Origin of the sequence: Actinoallomurus acaciae (assembly GCF_042429965.1) — a bacterium.
Classification (GTDB): domain Bacteria; phylum Actinomycetota; class Actinomycetes; order Streptosporangiales; family Streptosporangiaceae; genus Actinoallomurus; species Actinoallomurus acaciae.
On the sequence record NZ_JBHLZP010000710.1, the window covers coordinates 1 to 3,421 of the forward strand.

General features: G+C 72.5%; 6 protein-coding genes. 4 read left to right on the forward strand and 2 right to left on the reverse strand.

Going from position 1 to position 3,421, the window contains the following annotated elements; all coding sequences use genetic code 11:
* Nucleotides 1–79: 79 nt before the first annotated feature.
* The gene (locus ACFFNX_RS45485) at nucleotides 80–673 is read right to left on the reverse strand and encodes a TetR/AcrR family transcriptional regulator (RefSeq protein ID WP_378212534.1); all 594 of its coding nucleotides are present in this window, start codon (nucleotides 671–673) and stop codon (nucleotides 80–82) included.
* A gap of 101 nt (nucleotides 674–774) precedes the next feature.
* On the opposite strand from ACFFNX_RS45485, the gene ACFFNX_RS45490 reads away from it, so the two are divergent.
* Nucleotides 775–981: a hypothetical protein gene (locus ACFFNX_RS45490; RefSeq protein WP_378212535.1), complete on the forward strand. Its 207-nt coding sequence runs from the start codon at nucleotides 775–777 to the stop codon at nucleotides 979–981.
* Here ACFFNX_RS45490 and ACFFNX_RS45495 read toward each other — a convergent pair.
* Nucleotides 978–2,000 (reverse strand): helix-turn-helix transcriptional regulator, encoded by a 1,023-nt coding sequence (locus ACFFNX_RS45495; protein ID WP_378212536.1) that lies wholly within the window; start codon nucleotides 1,998–2,000, stop codon nucleotides 978–980. The genes ACFFNX_RS45490 and ACFFNX_RS45495 overlap by 4 nt on opposite strands.
* A 39-nt stretch (nucleotides 2,001–2,039) precedes the next feature.
* Here ACFFNX_RS45495 and ACFFNX_RS45500 point away from each other — a divergent pair, with 39 nt between their 5' ends.
* The 3 genes from ACFFNX_RS45500 to imuA' form a co-directional block, all read left to right on the forward strand.
* Nucleotides 2,040–2,519, forward strand: coding sequence for a hypothetical protein (locus ACFFNX_RS45500; RefSeq protein ID WP_378212537.1), 480 nt, complete (start codon nucleotides 2,040–2,042; stop codon nucleotides 2,517–2,519).
* Nucleotides 2,516–2,977, forward strand: a complete 462-nt coding sequence (locus ACFFNX_RS45505) for a hypothetical protein (protein ID WP_378212538.1) — start codon at nucleotides 2,516–2,518, stop codon at nucleotides 2,975–2,977. Before ACFFNX_RS45500 ends, ACFFNX_RS45505 begins: the two co-directional genes overlap by 4 nt.
* Before the next feature lie 145 nt (nucleotides 2,978–3,122).
* Nucleotides 3,123–3,421: DnaE2-dependent mutagenesis accessory factor ImuA' (imuA', locus tag ACFFNX_RS45510; RefSeq protein WP_512699885.1), on the forward strand; the 299-nt coding region annotated here is incomplete at its 3' end.

Below are 3,421 nucleotides of genomic sequence, written 5' to 3' on the forward strand. Positions count from 1 at the left end.
CTCGCCGACGTGCTGTAGCCCGTGCGGGGGACGGACCGCTCACGCGGACGGGGCGCGTCCGTCCCCCGGCGCTCGCCGTTCAGCGCGAGGGCAGGGCGAGGCGCTCCGCGGCGCGTACGACGAAGGCGCGACGGCGGGCGCGCTCGGCCGGGTCGTCGGCGTCGGCGCCGGTGAGCATGTACGCGACCTGCGGGACGGAGAACCACCAGGCGGCGAGCGCGATGATCAGGAAGACCAGGTGGGCGGGGTCGAGCTCGTCGTCGAGAACACCGGCACGCTGGGCGGCCGCGAAGGCCTCGGCCTTGTCGCGGTAGTGCGCGGTGCGGTTCTTCTCGTCGGCCGGGGGACCTCCGGCCAGGCCCTCCCACTGGAGCAGCCGGGCCAGGTGCGGGTGCGCGGCGTGGTAGTCGAACGTGCGCCCGGCGAACTCCCCGATGTCGGCCAGGCCCCCCGGCGGGAGGTCGACCCCGGCGGCCAGCTTGTCCAGCTCGTCGCGGAGCACGGTCTCGAACAGGGCCCGTTTGTCGCCGAAGTACTTGTAGAGGCGCTCTTTGTTGATACCGGCCCGCTCGGCGATCCGGGCCATCGTCGTGCCGTCGGGCCCGCGCTCGGCGAACTCGATGGTCGCCGCCTCCTTCAGCCGGCGCCGCGTCCCCTCGGTGTCCCAGGCCATGGCCTCACCCTAGGGCGTTGATGGGATATGTGCGTGCTGGTCAGTGGTCCCTACCGTGGAAGCGTCCGGCCCCGCGTGGGGTTCGTCGCGCCGGGTGGCCGATGACGAAGCCGCGTTGTCGTCTACGTGCCCGGGACGACCGTCAACCGAACGGCTTGGCCATCTGTCCAGCTCTGGAACGCGTCCTGGAGCTGAGCAATCGCGGCCCGCTGGTGCTGCTGACCGGCTTCCAGACACCGGCCGGGGCAGGCCCGGCCCGCGCCGCGCTCGCGTTGGCCCGCTTCAGCGATAACCCGTCAACGATCTAGGGCCTGTCTCGAAGTCCCGTTGTCCGGCCGCGCGGTGCCCGGGTGATGCCGTCTCCGGTCGGTTGCGCGGTGGTGTAGCGGGTGGCCAGGGTGCCGATCGTCTCGGCGAGGCGGGAGCGCAGCTCCGGTGGGCCGAGGACCTCGATGTCCGCGCCGAGGGCGAGGAACCGTCCGTGCGCGTGGTCGACCGACTCGATCGGCAGGACGGCGCGGATCCAGCCGTCCGGCTCGGGCACGCCCGTCTCGGCCAGGGCGCGGGCGGCCGTCCCCGTGAGGCGGTGCACGGCGCCGGGCGCGACGCGCACGGTCGCCTCGGCGCGGTGGAGACGGGCGTGGAAGTCCGCCTGGTACCGCTGCCAGTGCCCGGCCAGATCGAAGTCCCCGGGCGGCTCGAATGTCTCTTCCCGTACGGTGAGCCGCAGGATCTGGTCCACCCGGTACGTCCGCGGCCCGGGGCCCGCGACGAGGTACCAGCGGCCCGACTTCAGCACCAGGCCGTACGGCTCCAGGCGACGGTCGACGTCGGTCGGTTCCTTCCAGCGGCGGTAGCGGACGTCGAGCACGCGGCCCCGCCAGACCGCGTCGGCGACCTGCGGCAGGTGGCGCAGGTCGTCGTGCTCGGCGTACCAGCCGGGAGCGTCGAGGTGGAAGCGGGACCGCAGCCGGTCGGCCTGCGCGCGCAGTTCGGGTGGGAGTGCGGCGCGGAGCTTGAGCTGCGCGGCCGTCAGTGCCGGGCCGAGCCCGAGCTCGGCGGCGGGTCCGGGCAGTCCGGACAGGAAAAGGGCCTCCGCCTCGCCCTGGTTCAGCCCGGTGAGCCGGGTGCGGTAGCCGTCGAGCAACCGGTAGCCGCCGGAGTGCCCGGCGTCGGCGTACAGGGGAACTCCCGCCGCGTGCAGCGCCTCGACGTCGCGATAGATGGTCCGCACCGAGACCTCCAGCTCCTCGGCGAGCCGGGCGGCGGTCATCCGCCCCCGGGTCTGGAGGAGCAGCAGGATCGACAGGAGACGGCTCGACTTCACTGACACACCGTGGCAGTGAATGGTCCTTACGGTCCAGCCATGACTTTTGCCGAGAAAGCGCTGTCGGTGCGTCCGCCGATCGAGGTGGGCGGACGCCGCGTCAAGCGCTACCACGTGACGTCCGGCCCCGCCGGGATGGAACCGGAGGTCGAGCGGGCGGCGTACGCGGCCCTGCCCGAGCTCCTCCCGGAGCCGGACGGCACGCCGCCGGCCACGTTCGTCGTGCTCCACCGGGGAACCGACAGCGGGGCCTACCTGAACGTCTACAGCTGGATGTGGGACAACGCCCTGCACTTCGCCGCCGCGGCGGGCGGCCAGCCGTTCCTCGGGTGCCCGGACCAGGACCCGGCCAACTTCGTCCGTCTGGACGGACCACTCATCGGCTGCGTGTGGGAGCTGCCGCCGATCCTGCATGAACGCGACGCCTGGGTGCGCCACATGCTCGCCCCGGACCACCCGGACCTCGACGCCTACCTCGCCGACTCGCTTCCCGACGGAACGACGGGAGACCGTCCGTGAACGACTTCGACTTCCTCACCGGCACCTGGGACGTCGCCAACCGGTGGCGGACGGACTTCCTCGACGCGGCGAGCCCGTGGGAGGAGTTCCCCGGCGTCACCCACGCCTCGCGGCACTTCGCGGGCGGGGCGAACTTCGATGAGATCGAGTTCCCCACGAAGGGGTTCGCCGGGCTGACCCTGCGGCTGTACGACACCGAACGCCGCGAGTGGTCCCTGTACTGGGCCAACAGGCGCACCGGCACGCTGTTCCCGCCGGTCACCGGCCGTTTCGCCGACGGGCGGGGCGAGTTCTTCGGGGACGACACCCACGCGGGGCGCCCCGTCCGGGTGCGCTTCGTCTGGTCGGACGTCACCGAGGACTCCGCCCGCTGGGAGCAGGCCTTCTCCGTCGACGCGGAGGCGACCTGGGTCACCAACTGGGTCATGGAGTTCACCCGGAGGGCGGGCGAGGGGTGACTCCCCCGCCGCGAGCCGGGAAGGAGGTCCCGGTGACCGTGACTTGATTTCGATCGAACCTATGTTCGATGATGGTTGAGTGAGTGAGCCATCAACGCAGGTCATACAGGGTTTTTCGACCCTGTCACCGACTGCGTTGGTGCCCGTGCTCCCCGTGTTGGGGGCCGTGGTCCCCGAGGGCGGCCTGCGGCCGGGGTCGGTCACCGTCGTCGAGGGTTCGCCCGCTCTCGCCCTGGCGTTGACGGCCGGCCTCGGGGAGCGGTGGTGCGCCGTCGTCGGGCTGCCGGAGGCGCACATCCCCGCCGCCGCGTCGATGGGCGGCGACCCGATGAGGGTTCTGCTCGTGGACGATCCGGGCCGGCGGTGGGCCGACGTCGTCGCGGCGCTGACCGAGGGCTGCGCGCTGGTGCTCACCCGGCCGCCGGACCGGCCGGCCCCTCAGGT